Consider the following 20133-nt stretch of genomic DNA (forward strand, 5'->3'; position numbering starts at 1 on the left):
CCCATTCTGTAGCTTGAAGTTCGATGCTTATACCCGTAGGCTCCCTTCAAACGGGGTGGATAGATGCTGAAGAAATTTAAGGCCATTGAAGAAATTGGCCGTTTTTCTAAGCTTACGCAACGCGCAGAACCGTTCACGAAGCTTTCCCTGATATTTGGAAGAAATGGATACGGTAAAAGCACGCTGTGTGCAATTTTGCGATCTGCGTCCGAACTTAATTCTAGCCACATTACTACACGTAAACGTCTTAGTGCCGTCAACGACCCGCGCGTAGAAACTTTATGGGGGTCAAGCACTACATTCTCATATAGCATCGAAAAGTGGAATGCTTGTCCCGGCACTGTTCATATATTTGATCAAGAATACGTCGCCAGGAACCTTCACGTAGGCGACAGTGTAACCAGAGATAATAAGCGAAGCCTGCTGCCGATAGTTTTAGGTGATCAGGGAGTGCTATTAGCGGATGAAGTTTTAAAACTCGACAAAGAGCAGCGCGAAGTTGACGACGAACGTAAGCGGTTGTCTCGACAGATAATGTTGAAATGCCGTGGAATTTTGGAGAAAGAAGTCTCGGCATTCTGCAAAGCGGAAGTCCCACCTGACGTGGAAGCTAAAATAGACGCGGCCGCACGTCGAGTAGAGCTAAACAAACAGGCTACGGTCGTAAAGCAAAAGAAGAACATACGCCTAATTGCGATTGGAAACATTGCTGATACAGAGAAAGTTCTGTCTGAAAGCATAGATGGCATTGCGGAGAATGCCACGCAGCTTATTACCAAACACATTGAGACCCACCAGCTCGGTGCGAAGGCACATGCTTGGCTCGAATATGGGACCACGCACGCACCCGAAGGGCATTGTCCTTACTGTGCTCAGGCAACCTCAGGCGTTCCCTTGGTCGCCGCATATCAAGTGTTTTTTAGCGATGAAGTCAAAGCACTAAAGACCCGCGTCGATGAATTATGGAATTCTGCGGATGCTCTATTACCAGAAAAGCTGTCTGAACTGATCACAAACAATAACGCTGACTTTGCGTATTGGGTAAAAATCTGTGATATTCCAACAGAGCCTACGATCATACCATCCGACATTGCCAGCATTGGCGCTTCAATGATCAGACTGAAGGAAATTATTGAAGAGAAGCGGCGAAATATTCTTGAGCCTTTAAAGATGGGCGAGGATGCTTCATCCATTACGTGCGCAATTGAGAGCATCCAATGCTATAACAACGATGTATTGAAATGCAACTCGGTTATAGACGAAGCACGAACCGATACAGCCCAAGGAGACCTAAGCAAACTTGAGGTCACCCATGAAAAATGGCTTGCCATGGGTATGAGGAGTGAAGAGGAAGTCAAAGTTTTGATTGCCGCGTTTATCGCCGCAGAAAATCGGCTGGCAGACATCAAAAAGGAGAAAATCACGGCGCAAACAGCACTTACCTCCTACACCAAAAAAACGATGGCTGCCCGGCAGATCGCCTTAAACAAGCTCCTTTCAGATTTTGGGGCGAACTTCCGAGTTGTGGATGCTGAAACAACTTTTATTGGTCGCGAACCAAATACCGAGTTCGCAATTGAGATAGGTACGCACAAAGTAAAGGCGGGGGAAAAATCGAAAATTGACCCGTGCTTCAAGACAGTACTAAGCACTGGCGACAAAACGACATTAGCACTCGCATTTTTTATCTCACAGATTGAAGCGGACCCCAAACTCGACACAGCAGTGATAGTATTTGATGATCCTTTCAGCAGCCAAGATTTGGACAGACAGTTTCAAACTTCGAGCCACATCCGTTCTATATGTGAAAATTCCTGTCAGACTATTGTATTATCTCATGATCCTCGTTTTCTACAATTGATCGAAAAGAACGCCAATAATGCTATAACGTCGACATACCAGCTGCAATGCAGCGACGAAGGAATAGGTTTTATAGAGCGCTGGTCAAGCGCCGATGAATTAAAATCTCTGTATCTACAGCAGTCAGAAATAATAAGAGAATATGCTAGCCATAAAAAACTTCTGAAGGGTCAAAGCCTTAATAGCATTCATCAATGCATTCGTCCGTTCATGGAGGATTATCTTCGGCTTCGTTTTCCAGGACGGTTCGCAGATCAAGCCCATATTTTCGAGATGGCGAATGCAGTTCGAGATGCTGGTCCAACTGATCCACTCGCAACCTCTGTATCCGACCTTTTTGCTCTGAATGAATATACGCGATCAAATATGCATGGTGGCGGAAACCCTCCTACTGAGGTTGAGTTACGTGCTCATTGTCAAAAGGTCGTCTCAATTGTTGGCAGCTACTGAACATTGAATATTTCTCTCGATATGCTCGATAAAAATTTGCCGTCCCACCGAGGGATGGTAGCGCAATAAATTGAAGGTCTATCCTCTAAAATCCTTTAAGCGATCTGTATCAATAGCCACATTAACTCCAGGATCGACTGGAGATAATACGATGAACATTCCTGCCCCAACACCCTCGATCAACATTAAGATCAGCGAGACGCCCACCGAGATCACCATGTTCTTCGGCCGCTTGCATGAGCTGGCCGAGCTGGTCGGCTCCTTCGAACAGCTGCCGAACCTCGATTTCGACGCCTCCACTCGTGCCGCCGCGCTGGAAATCTGTCTCGCTCCTCGCGATGCGCTCGGCCGCCGCACCGACGACGAGCCGGTGAGCCTGTACGATCTCACGATTTCTGACGGTGAAGCCCTCCTCGACTGGATGCGGGCGCACCTCTCGGATTTTTTGCTCGGTCGGCTGGAGAAGCATCTGGCCAACCTCACGAGCAACGCGGAGCGACTGACGGGTGTCGGGTCCTCTCTGAGTGGCTTGGCGGTCTCAGCTTCCACGACACCATAATCTTCACGCTCGGCGCCAAGCCGAGCGCGATGCGTGCCGTGTACTGGTCACACACCTTCGAAGATCTGATCCTGCTGACCGACCTAAAGGTCCAATTCGAGATGGTGAAGGCCATGTCCTTCACTGAGAGCCTTCTTTTCACAGCTGGCCAGATCTTCGGAGCGAAACAGTCCAGCGCGGCGAAAGACCTCAACAGCGTGTCTGACATGCAAGCCTTCATGGGGGCCATCAATGGCTGACGGCACCGAAATCGAAGTCGGCATCAGCTTGGACGATGCCGCGCTGAATGCCAGCCTTGCCCGCACCGCGCAGGGGGTGCGTGAGGCTGTCCTGGCCGCGCGTGGTCTCACGGACCAGTTTGCGGCCACGGTGCGCAGCGTGGACCCGCTCCTCACCTCGGTGACCACCCTCCGCCGGGAGCTGGCAGCGGCCCCGCTCCAGACCGCCCTCCGGGAACAGCTCCGCACCGCCGAAGCCGACCTTCGGGCCGCGACCGCTGCGCTGACAGCCGCCCGCGCCGCCGCGTCGGCACCCACCCCGGCATCAGGATCGGGCGGTAGCTCGGGCCAGGGCGGTCCTGGCGGCGTCCCGCCTCTCACCCCTGGTGGTTCACCAGGGAGTGGAGCCGGTGGCGGCCAGGGTGCCGGTGGTGCCGGCGGCCTGTTCCCGCTCCAGGCGCAGATCGCAGCCAACTACGCTACCATCGGTGCCGGGATCACGGTGCTGCGCGCCGGGCTGAAGGACATCGCCGAGTTCGATGACAAGCTCCGCCAGTTCCAGGCGATCACCGAGACCACCAACACCGAGATGGTCACCTTCCGGGACCGGCTCCTGGACGTGGCCGCGACCTCCCGCTTCTCGGTCACCGAGCTGGCCGCCGTCTCGATCCAGCTCGGCCAGATCGGCCTCTCGGCCCGAGGCGTCGGCCAGACGCTGAAGCCGGTCCTCGATCTCGCCGCCGCGTCCGGGTCCACCCTCCAGCAATCGGTGGAGGCCATCACCTCGGTGCTCGGCGCCTACAATCTGGAGGCCTCGCGCTCCGGCGACGTGGCGGACGTGTTCGTGGGTGCCCTGAACCGCACCAAGCTCGGGATGGAACAGCTCCAGCTTGGTGTCTCCTATGCCGCCAACGTGGCCCGAGACAGCGGGGTGTCCTTCACCGAGCTGACGGCGGCGCTCGGCGGCATGGCGCAGGCCGGCATCCGCTCGGGTTCGACGCTCGGCACCGGCCTGCGCCAGTTCTTCCAGGAGTTCACCGCCCCCACCGACAAGCTGAAGGACGGCCTGCGCCAGGTCGGCCTGTCCATGGCGGACGTGGACCTCCGGGCCAACGGTCTCATCGGCGTTATCGAGAACCTGCGCCGGGCCGGCTTCGGTACGGCCGAGGCCCTGCGATCTCTGGACCTCCGGGCGGCCTCCGCGTTCTCGGCCATGCTTGGCCAGCTCGACACCATCCGCCAGCTCGGCGGCGACCTCACCCTGTCCAACGCGGCGGCCGAGGGCGCGGCAAAGGCGAATGAAAGCCTCACCGCGTCCTTGACGCGCTTCGGCAACGTCTCCTTCGCGCTCCTGGACCGGAGCCTCCGGCCGATGGTCACCGGCCTCACCAACGCGGTGGATGGGGCAGCGGCCCTGGCCGAGGCGGCCGGCAAGCTCGGCATCGTGCTCCCCGTGGTCGGCACCGGCCTCGGGGCCATCGCGGTGGCCGCCGCCGGCCTGCGTCTCGGAACGCTTGCGGCCAGTCTCGCCCCGCTCCTGGCCGGTCTCGCCAATCCGGCGGTGCTCGCCCTCGCAGCGGCCGGCGCGGCCATCGGTGGCGGCGTTTACCTTGCCCGGATCATTTCCGACACCGAGCGCGCGAAGGATGCGCTGGACCAGGTGCGGGCCGTCCGCAACGAGGTGCTGGCCCAACAGCAATCCATCGAGACCGGTATCAGCGGGGTGGACCAGCAGCTCGGCATCCTGATGGAGCGCCGGGAGAAGCTGAACGCCGATCCGGTCCTGCGCCGCAACGTCATCTTAGAAGCCCAGAAGGCGTTCGGGGATCTCGGCCTCTCGATCTCGGCCAATGCCGCGTCGATTGACGAACTGGTGGCCGCCTATCACCGCCTGCGCACCGAGCTTCAGTCCCAAAACACCGAACTCCTACAGCGCCAGTTCGCGGTCACCGCGAAGGAGCTGGACGCCTTGGTTACCAAGGGTCGGGTGGACCGGCGCGGCGCGGACCAGCGCATCACGGATGCACTCGGTGCCGATGCCGGGCCGAGCGTGGCACTCGGCATGGAAGGCGCGATCATCCCGGATGCGCCGCGCGCCACCGACGACCAAATGCTCCAGCGTGCTGGCCTGTCAGCCCTGAAGCCGCTTCTGGACGTGATCCGCAACCCGGCCTCGCTCGGCCAGGACGATCCGCTCGGGGTATCGCGCTATCAGCAGATCATCCTGGACCAGCGCCAGCGGCTGGAGCGCGAGGCCGCGCCCCTGCGCCTGGACGCATCGGACCCGCGCCGCCTGGCGGCCATCACCGACACCTTGGACAAGCTCGACAAGATCGCGGTGCTGTTCTCGGATGCGGTGAAGACCAACGCCGGAACCATCGCGGCACAGGGCAAGCTCACCGAGCTGGACGCGCGAGCCAACGTCTCGCGGCTTCGGCAGGCCCCGGAGTTCCAGGCGTTCGGACAGCGGAGTGCCGACCTCCAGGCCGGGCTGGCCGAGCGGAGCCGGGCCATGGAAGGCAACCGGAGCCTGTCCGGCACCGAGAAGAAGGACGGCATCGTCGCCGCGATCCGGGACACGCAAGCCGAGGCCGCGCGCCTGGAGGCGGAGTTCAGCACCTACCTGGACAGCCAAAAGGCGGCTGGTGCCGCCGACAAGACGGTCACCGAGGCCGGCGCCCGGATCACCGACCAGCTGAAGAGCCTACGCCGGGGCGTGACGAAGGAGCTGGACGAGATCGCGGCCTCGATCCGCCCGGACCTCACGCGCGAGCTACAGGCCGAGCGGAAGAACACCTCCGCGCAGATCGACACGCTGATGAAGCGGGCCGGCACCACCCGAGACACGGCTGGGCCGGCCGAGATCGAGGCGCAGGTGATGGCCCTGGTCGAGCGCCAGCGCGGCATCGCCCGGAAGCTGATCGAGGCCGAGACCGCCAACCCGGATGAGGTGGACAGCCGGCCCGAGCTGAAGGAGCGGCTGGCGCAGGCCAATGAGGAGCTGGACGCGCGCCTGGCCGGCTACACCGACCGCGTGGCGGAGGCCCGGAAGCGGATCACCGAGAGCCTGCTAGCATCGCAGGAACGAGCGCTCGGTCGACAGAAGGCTGTCGTGGATGCGCAGGTGGCGCAGCTCGATAAGCAGATACGCGACCCGGCCACCACCGTGGACAAGGCGGCCGAGCTGGCCGCGAAGGTCCGCGACCTCCTTCAGCAGGGCATCGACATCGTGGACCGGCAGGCCAGCCTGCGCCTGGCCCGCGAGGCCGTCACGGCGCCGACCGGCTTCAATCGCGCCCCCGCTCTTGGTGAGGAGGCCAACGCCGTCGCCCGCCAGGTGGCGGACGCGGCCGAGGGTGCCGGCCGGAATGATCGGCTTCGCACGCTCCTCCGGTTCGGCTCCTTCGAGAGCGATTTCAACCCGCAGGCCGTCAGCTCGACGGGCGCAAAGGGCGTTTTCCAGTTCACCAAGGGCACGGCCGGCGACTACGGCCTGGCCGACCCCACCAACGTGGCGCAGTCGGCCCTGGCCGCGATCCGGTACTTCGACGCGATTGATAAGACCCTCCGGGGCAAGGGCCTGAACCTCTCGGATGACAACCGGTATGTCCTCTATAATCAGGGCGAGACTGGCGGCTCGGCGCTCCTGGCCAACCCGACGATGAACGCCGTCCAGGCGCTCCTCGACGTGGGCGTGGAGGCTCGGAAGGCCGCGCAGGCGATCACCGCCAATGGCGGTCGTGAGGGCGACAGCTCGGCCGAATTCACCAACAGGCTGTTGGCCGCCTTCAACGCCAAGGCCACCAGGGCCGACCGCCTAGTGACACCCACCGGGGAAGCCTTGGACGAAGGTGAGGCCGCCGGCCGGAAGGCTCGGGCCGAGGCCGCGACCACCGAGGAGGGCAACGCTCGCGCGATCCGCCAGAAGCGCCTGGCCCTCCAGCAACGGCAGCTCGCTCGGGATGAGCAGGGCCTGTCCGACCAGCTCGCGCTGGACAAGCGTGCGGTGGGTCGCACGGCCGACCTCGCGCCGGCCACCCGGACCATCACCGACCTCGCCGGGCTCCGGGACAAAGACCTGGAGCGCGAGCGCACCAGCGACCGCTTCACGGCCCTGGCCCCGGATGAGCAGGGCGACCAGGTGGCCCGCATCCAGCGCAGCTATGCCGACCGAGCCGCCAAGCTGGTGGAGGAGAACGCGAAGGCCATCGGTGAGGCCACGCTGAAGACCTACCGGGAGGAGGCCGACCGCACCAAGGCACGGGCCGACTACCTCAAGAGCGATGAGACCTCGGGCAAGGTCTCGGCCGGGCAGGTGCAAGCGGCCGAGGCCGCCGCGCGCCAGGCATCGGAGAAGCTGAAGCTGGAAGGCCAGGCCGCCGCGATCCGCGCGGAGGAGCTGGCCCTGGAACAGCAGCTCGCGCAGCTCCGAGACAAGGGCCTTCTATCCGAGACCGGCCGGGCTGCGATCCAGGAGCGCATCACCGAGCTGAAGAAGAGGGAAGCCGAGTATGGCGCGAACGCCAGCCTCCAGAAAGGCGTGGAGGCACACGGAGAGAACTACGGCGCGGCCCTCAGCCGGGGCTCGCTCGACTTCTTCACGTCGGCCGGGATGATCGACCGCAAGACCGGGGAGTTCAAGACGGCGGCACAGGAGATGGCCGGCTATTGGCAGCAGTCCATGTCCGGCATGTCCAGCAGCATGTCGAACCTCTTCACCGGCCTGGCCACCGGCACGATCAAGGGAAAGGACGCCTTCAAGAGCTTCGCCACCTCGATCCTCACCGACATGGCGCAGATCGCGTCCAAGGCCCTGTCCAACCAAATCATGAAGTCCCTGTTCGGCGACATGATCGGGGGCACCGGAGCTGGTACTAGCTCGGGGGGCGGCTTCCTCTCTGGCATCATGAGCGCCGTTGGTCTCGGTGGCGGCAGTGGTGGCGGTATCGACGGGGTGACGCTCTACCCCAGCCCCATCGGTCCCGGCATGGCGACCGGCGGAATTGTCTCCGGTGGTACACCGAACCGGGATAGCGTGCCTCGGACCCTCATGCCTGGTGAGTTCGTCCTGAAGCGCTCGGCCGTGGACGTGATCGGGCGGGAGAGCTTGGACCGCATGAACGCCATGGGCGCGGGCGTGATGGCGAAGGCGCGCCCGGTGGAGCCGGCCCGCTTCGGCAGCTCGGCCCGAGCTGAGAGCAACGTCTACGTGGTGGACCGGGATCAGGTGCCCCAGCCGGGGCCGAACGACTTCGTCCACGCTATCGGGGACAACATTTCGCGCGGCGGCGCGCTCAAGACGCTGATCAAACGCGTCGCGGCGGGAGGTTAGTTATGTGAACTTCGACCAATCACGCCTCAAATGTTCTGGCAATCTTTGGTCGCGGTCATACATTGAAACATAATTTTGCAAGTCGATATAAGCTTGCAGAGGCAAACCAATATCGACCGCATGAATTATAGACAGCCTAGCACTTTCAATGAGTTCAGGAACGCCAATTAGGCGGCTATCTTTCCCAAACACTTCACTCTTAGATTTGAGAACTTCTATATAAGCCTCTTGCTCTTTATTTAGAACAATGAAATTAGCCATCGTTAAACCCAAACTGAGCCGCTTCAAACCGAGTGGATGGTATGTTGCTTGAAACTCGTTGTCTAGCACCTCAGCCCAACCGCTTCGGATCGCCGGCCTTCACGTCTCGTGCATCCAAGGCTTCGGTTATAAGCTGGCGGATGGCTTCCGCCTCGGTGCCGATGCGCTCCGCGAACCGGAACGAGCTTATGCGCTCTTTTAACTCAGGCGGCATGCTGAGGATGGTCCTCTGGGGGGCCATCGTTTTCTCTTTCGCCATCAAGCCGACCCCCAAAAATCAGACGCATCGGTGATATCAGATTAATCATTGACATCAAATTAAGTTGGTTCATCATCAGTGATATCACGATGATGGGAACGCCTATGACGAATACCCTGAAATGGAAACGCCCGAGCGCCATCGCGCGGACGCTGGCTGTCAATGAAGTGCTGGACAGAGTTCTAGACCTGTACCCCAGCTTCGCTGCCTGGACGAAGGGCGCAACGGCACGAGACGCAGCCGGCCGGCCAGTCACGCCATCCGATCCATCAGCCGTGGCTTGGAGCCTGGACGGTGCAATTGAGCGAGTGATCGGCGACTACGAGGATCCTTCGATCACCAAGCGTGAGGCCACGCGCCGGCACAAGCTCGAACTGAGGGTTTTCGCTCAGCTCGGCATCGACCCGGCGCAGTTCAACGATATCACCAGCTTTGAGAACGTCCGGGCATTCGTGGCAGCAAAGGCCCTCTGGTGCGCCCCGTATGCACCCCAACGATAATTTCCGGGGTGCAGCGCCTTCTAAGAACGACGCTAAGTCATTGCGATATATGGTGGGCGGTGACGGGCTCGAACCGCCGACCCTCTCCGTGTAAAGGAGACGCTCTACCAACTGAGCTAACCGCCCGATGCGCGCCGCATCGTTAATCCAAGCATCGTCGGGATGGCAACCCTCGGCGGCCACAAAGAAAAGGCCCCGGAGCATGCTCCGGGGCCTTTCCATTATCAGAACGTCCTATCGCTCAGTGAGCGATGACCGTCGTCGGCTCGTCCTCGCCGACCACGGGGCGGCGGGCGACGGGGAGGGGCTCCTCCCATTCGATCGGCACCGGCTGCCGCACCAAAGCGTGCTTCAGCACCTGGTCCATCCGCGCGACCGGGATGATCTCCATCCCGTTCTTCACACTGTCGGGCACCTCGGCGATGTCCTTGGCGTTTTCCTCGGGGATGAGGACGGTCTTGATCCCGCCGCGCAGGGCCGCGAGCAGCTTCTCCTTGAGACCGCCGATGGGCAGGATGCGGCCACGCAGGGTGACCTCTCCGGTCATCGCCACATCCTTCCTCACCGGGATCCCGGTCAGGGTGGAGATGATGGCGGTGGCCATGCCGATACCGGCCGACGGACCGTCCTTCGGGGTCGCCCCTTCCGGAACGTGGACGTGGATGTCGCGACGCTCGAACAAGGGCGGCTCGATGCCGAAATCGACGGCGCGGGAGCGGACATAGCTCGCCGCCGCCGAGATCGACTCCTTCATCACGTCACGCAGGTTGCCGGTGACCGTCATCTTGCCCTTGCCGGGCATCATGACGCCTTCGATCGTCAGCAACTCGCCGCCGACCTCGGTCCAGGCAAGTCCCGTCACCACGCCGACCTGATCCTCCTCGTCGATCTCGCCGTAGCGGAACTTCGGCGCACCGAGGAAATTCGGCAGGTTCTCTTCGGTGACGGCGACGGCCTTCACCTTGGTGATGAGGATCTCCTTCACCGCCTTACGGATCAGGTTCGAGATCTCGCGCTCCAGGTTACGCACGCCCGCTTCCCGCGTGTAACGGCGGATGAGCATGAGGATGCCGGAATCGTCGATCTCCCATTCCTTGACCGTCAGGCCGTGCTTCTTCACCGCCCCCGGGATGAGATGCTTGCGCGCGATCTGAAGCTTCTCTTCCTCGGTGTAGCCGGCGATACGGATCACCTCCATGCGATCCATCAGGGGCGCAGGGATGTTGAGCGTGTTCGCCGTCGTCACGAACATCACGTCCGAGAGGTCGTAATCCACCTCGAGGTAGTGATCGTTGAACGTGCCGTTCTGCTCGGGGTCCAGCACCTCGAGGAGCGCCGCGGACGGATCGCCACGGAAATCCTGGCCCATCTTGTCGATCTCATCGAGCAGGATGAGCGGGTTCGAGGTCTTGGCCTTGCGCATCGACTGGACGATCTTGCCGGGCATCGAGCCGATATAGGTCCGGCGGTGACCGCGGATCTCGGCCTCGTCACGCACGCCGCCGAGCGACATCCGCACGAACTCGCGTCCGGTCGCCTTGGCGATGGACTTGCCGAGCGAGGTCTTGCCGACGCCGGGAGGGCCGACGAGGCAGAGGATCGGGCCGGTGAGCTTGTTGGCGCGCTGCTGCACGGCAAGATACTCGACGATGCGCTCCTTGACCTTCTCCAGACCGAAATGGTCGTGATCGAGCATGACCTGCGCGCCGAGCAGATCCTTCTTGATCCGCGACCGCTTCGACCACGGGATGCCGAGCATCCAGTCGAGGTAGTTGCGCACGACGGTGGCCTCGGCCGACATCGGCGACATCTGGCGGAGCTTCTTCAGCTCGGCCATCGCCTTCTCGCGGGCTTCCTTCGAGAACTTGGTCTTCTCGATCTTCTCCTCGATTTCGGCGAGCTCGTCCTTGCCGTCCTCGGAATCGCCCAGCTCCTTCTGGATCGCCTTCATCTGCTCGTTGAGGTAGTACTCGCGCTGGGTCTTCTCCATCTGCCGCTTCACGCGGGTCCGGATACGCTTTTCCACCTGGAGCACGGAGATCTCGCTCTCCATCAGCGACAGGACGCGCTCGAGGCGCTCCGCCACCGTGGGGATTTCGAGGATCGCCTGCTTGTCGGCGATCTTGACCGCGAGATGCGAGCCGACGGTGTCGGCGAGCTTCGAGGGCTCGTCGATCTGAGTGACGGCGGAGACGACCTCGGGCGAGATCTTCTTGTTGAGCTTCACGTAGTTCTCGAACTCGGAGATGACCGAGCGGGCGAGGGCCTCGGCCTCGACGGGATCGCCGAGCTCGTCGGTGAGGGTCTCGACCTCGGCCTCGTAGAACGAATCCGACTTGTTGAAGTTCGTGATCTTGGCGCGGCCGGCGCCTTCGACGAGCACCTTCACGGTGCCGTCGGGCAGCTTCAGCAGTTGCAGGACGCTGGCGAGGGTGCCGATCTTGTAGATCGCGTCGGTGGACGGATCGTCGTCGCTGGCATTGATCTGGGTGGCCAGCAGGATGTGGCGGTCGGTACGGACGGCCTCTTCGAGGGCGCGGATCGACTTCTCGCGGCCGACGAAGAGCGGCACGATCATGTGCGGGAAGACGACGATGTCGCGCAAGGGCAGAACGGCGTAGGAGCCCGTCGAACCCGGGACGACCGGCTGGCGAGATTTCGATTGGGACATGTCGGACTTCCTCTTGATGGACTCCGGGCTCTAGCTCCTCGAAATGAGCAAGCATCCTGCCACGGGCCGACCGGGCCGCATCGCGGGGTCGGGGACATCGTTGAACTGTGAGGCTGGAGGCGGACACCGCACCTCAGAAGGTGAGCGTGCGGCCGTCGCGTCTGACAATTCAGATGGAAGCCGGGGAGGACTTTTTCAAGAATTCTCCCCGGACCGTTTCGGCGGCTAACCTCGGCCGCCGAGTCGCACCCTCAGGCGCTGACGCTCGCCGGAACGTCCTTGTTGCGGTCGCCATGGATGTAGAGGGGGCGCGACTTGCCCTCCACAACTTCCGGACCGATCACCACCTGCTCCACGGATTCGAGACCGGGCAGGTCGTACATCGTCTCGAGCAGGATCGTCTCGAGAATCGAGCGCAGACCACGGGCACCGGTCTTCCGCTCGATGGCCTTGCGGGCCACCATGGAGAGCGCCTCGTCCTGGAAGGTGAGGTCGACATTCTCCATCTCGAACAGGCGCTGGTACTGCTTGACGAGTGCGTTCTTCGGCTCCTGCAGGATGCGCTTGAGCGCGATCTCGTCGAGGTCCTCCAGCGTCGCCAGCACGGGCAGACGGCCGACGAATTCCGGGATCAGGCCGAACTTCAGCAGATCCTCGGGCTCGACATTGCGGAAGATCTCGCCGGTGCGGCGGTCGTCCGGCGCCTGAACCGTGGCGCCGAAGCCGATCGAGGTGCCCTTGCCGCGTGCCGAGATGATCCGCTCCAGGCCGGCGAAGGCGCCGCCGCAGATGAAGAGGATGTTGGTGGTGTCGACCTGCAGGAATTCCTGCTGCGGGTGCTTGCGGCCGCCCTGGGGAGGCACGGAGGCGACGGTGCCTTCCATGATCTTCAGGAGGGCCTGCTGCACGCCTTCGCCCGACACGTCGCGGGTGATCGACGGGTTGTCGGATTTGCGCGAGATCTTGTCGATCTCGTCGATGTAGACGATGCCGCGCTGCGCCCGCTCGACGTTGTAGTCGGAGGCCTGGAGCAGCTTCAGGATGATGTTCTCGACGTCCTCGCCGACATAGCCGGCCTCGGTCAGCGTCGTCGCATCGGCCATGGTGAACGGCACGTCGAGGATGCGGGCCAGGGTCTGCGCGAGCAGGGTCTTGCCCGAACCGGTGGGCCCGATCAGCATGATGTTCGACTTCGCCAGCTCGACGTCGTTGTGCTTCGAGGCGTGGGCGAGGCGCTTGTAATGGTTGTGGACCGCGACGGAGAGAACCTTCTTCGCGAAATCCTGGCCGATGACGTAATCGTCCAGAACGCGGCGGATCTCCTTCGGCGTGGGCACGCCGTCGCGCGATTTCACCAGGGAGGACTTCGATTCCTCGCGGATGATGTCCATGCACAGTTCGACACACTCGTCGCAGATGAACACCGTCGGGCCCGCGATCAGCTTGCGGACCTCGTGCTGGCTCTTGCCGCAAAACGAGCAGTACAGCGTGCTCTTCGAGTCGTTGCCGCCAGTCTTGCTCATGTCGGTCTCCGTTCGCGGGTGCGACGCCAGCCCCGGGGCGCACGCGCATCTTTTAAGTTCTAAGGGCGCCCGCCTAAAGAAACAGTCACCTGCGCGCTTTCTGCCGGTAGGTCAGACTCGCGATGCAAGCATGCTGCCGCGACGGGATCAAGGCAAAGCCGCACGCGCGGTCCGCCTCTAAAGGACGCGCCGGGACCGCCTTGCGGCCACGGCGCGGTCGAAATCAGGCGGCGGCCGGCTCGGGACGCTTCTGGATCACTTCGTCGATCAGGCCGAATTCCTTGGCCGCGTCGGCGGTCATGAAATTGTCGCGCTCGAGGGCCTGGACGATGGTGTCGTAGTCGCGCCCGGTATGCTTCACGTAGATCTCGTTGAGGCGCTTCTTCAGCGCTTCGATCTCGCGGGCATGGATCAGGATGTCCGTCGCCTGGCCCTGGAACCCGCCAGAGGGCTGGTGGACCATGATGCGGGCGTTCGGCAGGGCGAAGCGATGGCCGGGCTCGCCGGCGGTGAGCAGCAGCGACCCCATCGAGGCGGCCTGGCCGACGCAGAGGGTCGTCACCGGGCAGCGGATGAACTGCATCGTGTCGTAGATCGACAGGCCCGAGGTCACCACGCCGCCGGGCGAGTTGATGTAGAAGGAAATTTCCTTCTTCGGGTTCTCGGCTTCGAGGAACAGCAGCTGCGCGACGATCAGCGAGGCGCCGTAATCCTCGACCGGGCCGGTGAGGAAGATGATCCGCTCACGCAGCAGGCGGGAATAGATGTCGAACGCGCGCTCGCCGCGGCTCGACTGCTCGACCACCATGGGAACGAGTGCGCTGTTATAGTAGTCGACCGGATCTCTCATCATTCTCGTGCCCCAGGCTTCAAGGGGTCCGGCCGCGCGAATCGCGCGCGGGCCGGACGTGTCAGCGAACTACGGCGGCGGTGAACGCCGCCTTTACATCCAAGCCCGCCGCCCTTTTGGGAGCCTCGAGCTCAATCGGCCTTTGCGACGGCCGGCAGATCGTCACCCGAAGGAGCCTGGGATTCGTCCGTCTTCGACTCCGTCGATTCGGCGCTGGCCGCATCGGCATCCTCGTCGGCGAACAAAGCATCCTTCGAGACGGGCTCTTCGACCAGCTTCACCTGGGCGAGGACATGGTCGACGACCTTCTCCTCGAACAGGGGTGCGCGAAGCTCGGCCAGGGCCTGTGCGTTCTTCCGGTAGAAGTCCCAGACCTGCTGCTCCTGCCCGGGATATTGCCGGACACGGGCGATCAGGGCCTGGTTCACCTCGTCGTCGCTGACCTTGATATCGGCGGTCTCGCCCACCTGCGCAAGCACCAAGCCGAGACGGACGCGCCGCTCGGCGATCTTGCGGTATTCGGCCGTGGCCTTTTCCTCGGTGGTTCCCTCGTCCTCGAAGGTCTTGCCGCGGGTCTTCAGATCCTGCTCGACCTGGGCCCATACGGCCGCGAATTCCTGGTGGACGAGGCTCGGGGGCAGGTCGAAGGCGTATTTGCCGTCGAGGGCGTCGAGGAGCTCCTTCTTGAGCTTGCGGCGCGACTGGGCCTCGAAATCACCGCCGAGGGCGCCGGCGACGGCCTCCTTCAGCTTCTCCAGCGAGTCCATGCCGAAGCCCTTGGCGAGTTCGTCGTCGATCTTGGTCTCGCCCGGAGCCTGGATCGCCGTGACGGTCACGTCGAACTCGGCGTCCTTGCCGGCGAGGTGCTCGGCACCGTAGGCCTCCGGGAAGGTCGACTTCACCACCAGCGACTGGCCGACCTTGGCGCCGACCAGCTGGTCCTCGAAGCCGGGGATGAACGAGCCCGAACCGAGCTCCAGATCGACACCCTCGCCCTTGCCGCCATCGAACTCGACGCCGTCGATCTTGCCGACGAAGTCGATGGTGACGCGGTCGCCGGTGGCGGCCTCGGCGCCCTCGTCCTTCGGGGTGAAGGCGCGGTTGGACGAGGCCATGCGGGTAATCGCCTCGTCGACTTCCTCATCGCTGGGCTTGGCCACCTGCTTCGTCAGGGTGACGTCGGACAGGTCGGCGAGCTCGAAGCTCGGCAGGATTTCCAGGGCGACGTTGAAGGACAGGTCGTCCTTGGCGTCGAGCGCCCGGTCGACGATCGAGGCCTCGCCGGGGAATTCGATCTTCGGCTCGAGGGCGAGCTTGAGGTTGTTGTCGGTGACGATCTTCTGGTTGGCCTCGTTGACCGCGTTCTGCAGCACGTCGGCCATCACCGAGCGGCCGTAGAGCTTGCGCAGATGGGCCACCGGCACCTTGCCGGGGCGGAAGCCCTTGATCTGGGCCTTGTCCTTGAGGGTGGACAGTTCGGTGGTCAGGCGCTCTTCGAGCTCCTTGGCGGCCAGAAGCACCTGGAACTCGCGCTTCAGACCCTGGGAGAGTGTCTCGGTCACCTGCATCGTCGTCTTCCCGCTGTCGTCCGTGTGATCGGTCAAAAATTCTCGCGTGGCGCCGCCGTCAGGGCGTGACACCACAGGCGGCGTTTGACGAAGCGCGCCCGACCGGAGGCCGACTCCGAGCGGCAGAGCGGGCCGGCCATCGCTGTGAGCCAATCCGTTCCCGTCGGCGGAGGCTGGTGCGGGCGGAGGGGCTCGAACCCCCACGTCTTGCGACACTGGAACCTAAATCCAGCGCGTCTACCAGTTCCGCCACGCCCGCAAGCGCCAACGCCCGGCGCGCCTTTTCAGCCGCCAGAGCGCGGTCCTATAGCATGCGCGCGCAAGTCCGCAGCAAAAAAATAAGGCGTCGGCCATCGGGGGCGCGGCGGTGGTTGGCGCCGCGCGGGAGCGCCGTCTACAAGCATGCCGGCGGGGCGGATGCGCCCGCCCGTCCGCCGATTTCCGTCCGAGGTGACATGCCGAGTTCCGACCCGAAGAATGGCCGCCCCCCCTCGGAGACGGGCGGTCTGTCACGCCGGTCCCTGATCGCCCGGGCGGCGGCCCTCGGCCTTGCCGGACCGGCGCTGATACCGCGCGCCGAGGCGCAGACGGGAGCGGGCAAAGCCGCCCCCAAGCCGGCGCCCGCGCCGGCCAAACCGCTGGAATCCTCGGCCGAGCCGCGCCTGATCGTCGCCGGGCCGGGGACGAACCGGTTGAAGCCGGAGCCCGCGGCCGAGACGCCGGTCTGGACCTTCGACGGCACGGCGAGCCTGCCCGTCATCCGGGCGAAGCTCGGCGAGACCGTCCGCCTGCGCGTCGAGAACAAGACGGACAAGCCGCTCTCCCTCCATTGGCACGGGGTGCGCAACCAGAACGCCATGGACGGCGTCGGCGGTGTGACCCAGCCGCCGATCGCTCCGGGGGCGGACTTCACCTACGCCTTCGTCCCGCCGGATGCGGGCACGTTCCTGATCCGGCCCCTCGTGGTGGGCGGTTCGAGCGAACCGTCGGGGCGCGGCCTTGCCGGCGCGCTGATCGTCGAGGAGACTGCGCCGCCCTCCCTCGACCAGGACCTCGCGCTGCTGATGCAGGATTGGCGGCTGGAGGAGACCGGCGCGCTGATGCCGTTCGGCCAGGCCGCCTTCGCCGCGGCCTCCGGGCGCCTCGGCAACCTCGTCACGATCAACGGCAAGCCGGTGCCCGCGGCGATCGAGGTCCGTCCGGGATCGCGCATCCGCCTGCGGCTCGGCAATGTCTGCAACGCGCGCGGAACCCGCATCCGTTTTGAGGGCGCCAAGGTCTATGTGGTGGCGGTGGACGGCCAGCCCACCGACACGTTCGAGCCCCTGCGGGCGACGCTGCCCTTCCCCCCGGGCACCCGCTACGACCTGATGCTCGACATGCCGGCGGAGGCCGGCGCCAGCGTCACCGTCAATGCCCTCATCGGCAACGGCCTCGTTCTGGCGACCCTCACCGCCAAGGGCCAGCCGGTGACGGAGAAGCGTCCGCCGATCGCGCCGGTGGGCGTGAACAAGCTCCTGCCCGCCGAGGTCAAGCTGCAGAACGCAATCCGCCGCGACATCGCGATCACCGGCGGCGCCAAGCTCGACAAGGACAAGCCCAACGCCGAGCCGGCCTATACCGGCGATCCGAACCGGGTCTGGGCCATCAACGGCATCACGGGCGCCTCCGGCGTCGCGCCCTCCTTCACGGTGAAGCGCGGCCAGGTGGTGGTCCTGGCGATCCGGAACGACACCGCCTTCCCGCAGGCCCTGCATCTTCACGGCCACGCCTTCCGGCTGCTCCACCCGCTGGACGACGGCTGGGAGCCCTATTGGCTCGACACGTTCCAGCTGCTCGAGGGCCGCACCGCCAGGATCGCCTTCAAGGCGGATAATCCGGGCCGCTGGGTCATCGGCTCCACGGTGCTGGAGCGGTTCGACACCGGGCTGTGGACGAGTTTCGAGGTGACGTGAGGAGGGCGTGGAGGACGCTCGGCATCATCTCCGGCAGATCCTCGGCGATGAGCCCCGGCCCGTGCCGCAATCCGGCATCGCCGTGGAGCCAGACCGCCGCGCAGGCCGCCTCGAAGGCCGGCATGCCCTGCGCCAGCAGACCGGCGACGAGACCGGCGAGGACGTCGCCCGAACCGGCTGTGCCGAGATGGGGTGTGGCGTGGTCGTTGATGGCGGCGCGTCCGTTGGGCGCGGCGACGATGGTGTCCGCCCCCTTCAGCACCACCACCGCCCCGACGAGGGACGCCGCCCTCAGCGCCCGGTCGAGTTTGCTCGCCGTCGGGTCGACGGCATCCGTGCCCGAAAAGAGGCGGCCGAACTCGCCGGCATGCGGGGTCAGGACCGCTTGGCCCCCGCCATCCGCGATGAGGCTGGCCAATTGGTCGACTTCGCCCTTGAAGCTCGTGAGCGCGTCGGCATCGAGGACGAGGCTTCGCCCGACGCCCGCCGCCACGGCGACGCGCTCGCGGGTCGCCTCGCCGCTCCCCAGGCCGGGACCGGCGAGGATGACGTTGAGGCGCTCGTCCACGAGGAGATCGTCGAGATCGTCGGCGGTCTCGCACGGCGTCAGCATGATCGCGGTGAGATGCGCGGCGTTCTCCGCCATGGCGGCGGCGGGGGAGGCCACGGTGACGAGGCCGGCACCGACCCGCAAGGCCGCCCGGGCGGCGAGGCGGATCGCCCCGGTCTTGAAGGCGGGACCGGACAGGGCGAGGACGTGCCCCCTCGTGTATTTGTGGCTGACCGCGTCGAGCCTCGGGAAGGTGCCGCCCCAGAGATCGGGCCCGTTGCGCCACACCCGCGGCGTGCCGACCAGCCCCTGTTCGAGGGCGGCATCGCCGATGCCGATATCGGCCACATGGAGATGGCCGCAATGGTCGCGGCCCGGCTGCAGCAGATGGCCGGGCTTCAGCGCGACGAAGGTCACCGTCTCGCGCGCCCTCAAGGCGACCCCGCGCATGACGCCGGTATCACCGTCGATCCCGCTCGGAACGTCGACGGCGAGGACGGGGACGCCCGCCGCCGCGACCCGCTCGATCAGGGCCTTCGCGGCGCCGTCGAGGTCGCGGGACAGGCCCGCCCCGAACAGGGCGTCGACGACGAGGGCGGCGCCAACCGGATCGGCCTCGGTGAGCACCACCCCCTGCCAGTCCGCCGCCGCCAGGGCGGCATCCCCGGTCAGGCTCTCCACCGGCACGGAGCAGACGAGCTCGACGGCGTAGCCGTTCCGTCCGAGGAGGCACGCGGCGACGAACCCGTCCCCGCCATTGTTGCCGGGTCCACAGAGGACGAGGATGCGGGAGGACGCAGGCACCATCGCGGCGGCCCTCGCGGCCACGGCGGCACCCGCCCGGCGCATCAGTTCGATCCCCGGAACGCCCGCCGCGATCGCGGCGTCATCCATTCTCCGCATCGCGTCGACGGTGATCAGACGGTGTGACGGCATTGCAAACTTTCGTCTTGTCTCGTGTGACCATGCCTGCGCACCACTCATGCCGCGCCGCTATTTCAGGCGCAAAGCAGTCATGGCTGAAACGATTTGCATTCAATGCCTACCAAATAGGCATTTTAACGCCCGTCCCGGGGAAAACGGCGTGGCGAAGGCCGAGCCGCGATGGTAGGAAAAGGGCCCGGAGCAGCATTCAGGTCAGGCCCGTTCGGCATGAAGAAGATCGAAGCGATCATCAAGCCATTCAAGCTGGACGAGGTGAAGGAGGCCCTTCAAGAGGTCGGTCTTCAGGGCATCACCGTGATCGAAGCCAAGGGGTTCGGCCGGCAGAAGGGCCATACCGAGCTCTATCGCGGCGCCGAATACGTGGTCGACTTCCTGCCCAAGGTGAAGCTTGAGATCGTCCTCTCCGACGCCCTGGTGGAGGGCGCCGTCGAAGCCATCCGCAAGTCGGCCCAGACCGGACGCATCGGCGACGGCAAGATCTTCGTCTCGACCATCGAGGAAGCGATTCGCATCCGCACCGGCGAGACCGGCACCGACGCCATCTGACGCGGGGCCTCGGCCGGTCCACGGCAAGGGTGGAGCGGCAAGGGTCGAGCGACACGACGGGATGCGAAGGCATCGACCTGTCACGA

14 protein-coding genes and 2 tRNA genes are annotated in these 20133 nt (G+C 63.9%); 7 read left to right on the forward strand and 9 right to left on the reverse strand.

The window, feature by feature from the left end; translation table 11 throughout:
• The first annotated feature begins 63 nt into the window (after window positions 1–63).
• The 4 genes from FPV16_RS06895 to FPV16_RS06910 all read left to right on the forward strand — a co-directional run bounded on the left by FPV16_RS06895 (window position 64) and on the right by FPV16_RS06910 (window position 8419).
• On the forward strand, window positions 64–2310 hold the full coding sequence (locus FPV16_RS06895) for an AAA family ATPase (RefSeq protein WP_227437337.1): 2247 nt from the start codon (window positions 64–66) through the stop codon (window positions 2308–2310).
• A 151-nt stretch (window positions 2311–2461) separates the two neighbouring features.
• Complete coding sequence (locus FPV16_RS06900) at window positions 2462–2869, forward strand: hypothetical protein (RefSeq protein ID WP_227437339.1); 408 nt, start codon at window positions 2462–2464, stop codon at window positions 2867–2869.
• Between the two features lie 29 nt (window positions 2870–2898).
• The gene (locus tag FPV16_RS06905; RefSeq protein WP_227437341.1) at window positions 2899–3108 is read left to right on the forward strand and encodes a hypothetical protein; all 210 of its coding nucleotides are present in this window, start codon (window positions 2899–2901) and stop codon (window positions 3106–3108) included.
• Window positions 3101–8419 (forward strand): phage tail tape measure protein, encoded by a 5319-nt coding sequence (locus tag FPV16_RS06910; protein ID WP_227437342.1) that lies wholly within the window; start codon window positions 3101–3103, stop codon window positions 8417–8419. Before FPV16_RS06905 ends, FPV16_RS06910 begins: the two co-directional genes overlap by 8 nt.
• On the opposite strand, the gene FPV16_RS06915 is transcribed toward FPV16_RS06910, so the two are convergent.
• Complete coding sequence (locus FPV16_RS06915; protein ID WP_227437345.1) at window positions 8420–8749, reverse strand: hypothetical protein; 330 nt, start codon at window positions 8747–8749, stop codon at window positions 8420–8422.
• Between the two features lies 1 nt (window position 8750).
• The gene (locus tag FPV16_RS06920) at window positions 8751–8939 is read right to left on the reverse strand and encodes a hypothetical protein (protein WP_227437346.1); all 189 of its coding nucleotides are present in this window, start codon (window positions 8937–8939) and stop codon (window positions 8751–8753) included.
• 104 nt (window positions 8940–9043) lie between these two features.
• Here FPV16_RS06920 and FPV16_RS06925 point away from each other — a divergent pair, with 104 nt between their 5' ends.
• A complete protein-coding gene (locus tag FPV16_RS06925; RefSeq protein WP_227437348.1) occupies window positions 9044–9439 on the forward strand; it encodes a hypothetical protein in 396 nt (131 codons plus the stop codon).
• Between the two features lie 50 nt (window positions 9440–9489).
• Here the strand turns inward: FPV16_RS06925 and FPV16_RS06930 are convergent.
• The 6 genes from FPV16_RS06930 to FPV16_RS06955 all read right to left on the reverse strand — a co-directional run bounded on the left by FPV16_RS06930 (window position 9490) and on the right by FPV16_RS06955 (window position 16310).
• Window positions 9490–9565 (reverse strand) — tRNA-Val (locus FPV16_RS06930).
• A gap of 115 nt (window positions 9566–9680) precedes the next feature.
• Complete coding sequence (gene lon / locus FPV16_RS06935; protein ID WP_227437350.1) at window positions 9681–12110, reverse strand: endopeptidase La; 2430 nt, start codon at window positions 12108–12110, stop codon at window positions 9681–9683.
• 251 nt (window positions 12111–12361) lie between these two features.
• A complete protein-coding gene (gene clpX, locus FPV16_RS06940) occupies window positions 12362–13633 on the reverse strand; it encodes an ATP-dependent Clp protease ATP-binding subunit ClpX (RefSeq protein WP_027172759.1) in 1272 nt (423 codons plus the stop codon).
• A 223-nt stretch (window positions 13634–13856) separates the two neighbouring features.
• Window positions 13857–14483 carry an ATP-dependent Clp protease proteolytic subunit gene (locus FPV16_RS06945; RefSeq protein WP_026176059.1) on the reverse strand — a complete coding sequence of 209 codons (627 nt, stop codon included), beginning with the start codon at window positions 14481–14483 and terminating at the stop codon, window positions 13857–13859.
• 131 nt (window positions 14484–14614) lie between these two features.
• A complete protein-coding gene (gene tig, locus FPV16_RS06950; protein ID WP_227437474.1) occupies window positions 14615–16051 on the reverse strand; it encodes a trigger factor in 1437 nt (478 codons plus the stop codon).
• Between the two features lie 174 nt (window positions 16052–16225).
• Window positions 16226–16310: transfer RNA gene (locus FPV16_RS06955), tRNA-Leu, on the reverse strand.
• A 196-nt stretch (window positions 16311–16506) separates the two neighbouring features.
• Between FPV16_RS06955 and FPV16_RS06960 the strand changes: the two genes are divergently transcribed.
• Window positions 16507–18006, forward strand: a complete 1500-nt coding sequence (locus FPV16_RS06960; RefSeq protein ID WP_227437352.1) for a multicopper oxidase family protein — start codon at window positions 16507–16509, stop codon at window positions 18004–18006.
• Here FPV16_RS06960 and FPV16_RS06965 read toward each other — a convergent pair.
• A complete protein-coding gene (locus FPV16_RS06965; protein ID WP_227437354.1) occupies window positions 17942–19492 on the reverse strand; it encodes an NAD(P)H-hydrate dehydratase in 1551 nt (516 codons plus the stop codon). The genes FPV16_RS06960 and FPV16_RS06965 overlap by 65 nt on opposite strands.
• Window positions 19493–19708: 216 nt before the next feature.
• Between FPV16_RS06965 and FPV16_RS06970 the strand changes: the two genes are divergently transcribed.
• Window positions 19709–20047: a P-II family nitrogen regulator gene (locus tag FPV16_RS06970; protein ID WP_003600526.1), complete on the forward strand. Its 339-nt coding sequence runs from the start codon at window positions 19709–19711 to the stop codon at window positions 20045–20047.
• Window positions 20048–20133: the final 86 nt, after the last annotated feature.

The organism is Methylobacterium sp. W2, assembly GCF_020662345.1.
In the GTDB taxonomy this organism is placed as follows: Bacteria; Pseudomonadota; Alphaproteobacteria; order Rhizobiales; family Beijerinckiaceae; genus Methylobacterium.